Below are 1,603 nucleotides of genomic sequence, written 5' to 3'. Positions count from 1 at the left end.
AAGTCAAGTATGATAGTCCCCTATTTAATTAAAAAAATTTTAAATATTTTCTATTTAAAAAATCCTCATTCAGTCATACTTCTAGGTTGAAAGTAGCAGTTGTTGTTTATTCAGGTTACTATTTCTCTTTTCCTTTTTAATTTTTTTGCTGTATAATTGCCATGAGCTCTCAGTTCTTGATTTTGTAATTTGTAATGATAGTCAGAATCATATTTTTTCCCACTCTTTACCAGTGAATATATTATTCTCAACAATTTTCCCGCTACGGCTAACACAGCAACAGTATGTGATTTACCTCGAGTACGTAGTTTCATGTAATAATTCTTGAAGTATTCATTGTTTTGAATAGCAACGATGGCAGCGATGTAAACAGCTTTTCTTAGGTATCTGTTACCTTTTCTATTGATGAACCAGCCTTTTTTCATTTGACCTGATTCCTCTGTACGAGGATCGATGCCAACGAAAGCCACCAGGGCAGAAGCAGAATAGAATCGGTTAATATCTCCTGTTTCTGCTACAATATTTAAAGCTGTTTCATTGAAACCATCAAGAGATTGTATTAATTCTACCTGGTTTTTAATTACATCGTTTGATGAATTGTTCAAAGTTTCTTTCAATTTTTCTTTGAAGAGCTTTTGATCTGATTCAAGTTTGAACAACAATTCTATTCTTTTTTGAAGAGCTAACTCATGCGCATCGTTGCCACTTGCTATTGAATTTTTAGAAAGTTCAATGATTTGGTCCAACTTATTTTCATCGAAATACAATTGATTATCTATCTTCATCGCATCAATAAGCTGTTTTTTGTTGGTTGTAGCGATCTTCCTTGCAGAAGGGAAGTTATACAATAAATTCATTAAACTCTTGATAAAGATATTAGATTGAAAAGATTCCAATTCAGGGAACAAAAGGTAGACATAACGTTTGATTTCATTCTTAACCCTTGAAATCTCCTCAGAAAGGTTAATGATCTCGCGAGAGTATTGAGTGAAATTATCTATCTCCTTAGAAGAAGGGATGTTGTCTGGATACTTTTCTTTCAGCCAAATGGAGATCAGCTTGGAATCAATGTTGTCGTTTTTAGAATGGCGAAGAGTTTCACTTTTTCTGAATTCTTTCAACAAAAGGGGATTAATGATATGGACATCATAATCGTGTTTAAGTAAATAAGAAAACAAATGTTGATGGTAAATAGAAGTGGATTCCATACCAATTATAATCTCTCTTTTGTTGAACTTTTTAAGAATTTTGTCGAAAGTGGTGAAACCACTCATATTCTGTTTGAATTTACCACTATCGATTTTGGTCCTACCTGAATCGGAGATGTAGTAATGAAAAGAGTTTTTAGAAATATCAATACCTACAAAATACATATTTTTTCACCTCGCTTTAGTATTGTTTGAGGATCCGCCTTTTGCAATCATCCTTCTAATACGGCCTTGAAAGGTCAATCAAGTATCGGATTTATGGGCGGAAAGTGGGTAGCGAACAAACTTTTAAACGAACTTAAAAGTTCAGAAAGAATAAGCGTTCTACTACCCACTCATTTTTTAAAGAAAATAGTTGTTTATGCTTATATTGTATCATCAAATATCATAGAAGA

General features: G+C 32.7%; 1 protein-coding gene. It reads right to left on the bottom strand.

The annotated features are described in order from the left end of the window. Positions 1-110: 110 nt before the first annotated feature. Positions 111-1,373 (bottom strand): IS110 family RNA-guided transposase, encoded by a 1,263-nt coding sequence (locus X928_RS06785; protein ID WP_012208365.1) that lies wholly within the window; start codon positions 1,371-1,373, stop codon positions 111-113. Between the last annotated feature and the right edge of the window lie 230 nt (positions 1,374-1,603).

The organism is Petrotoga miotherma DSM 10691, from assembly GCF_002895605.1.
GTDB lineage: Bacteria > Thermotogota > Thermotogae > Petrotogales > Petrotogaceae > Petrotoga > Petrotoga miotherma.
Note: the sequence above shows the minus strand (reverse complement) of the source record. Positions and strands in the feature narration are given on the sequence as shown.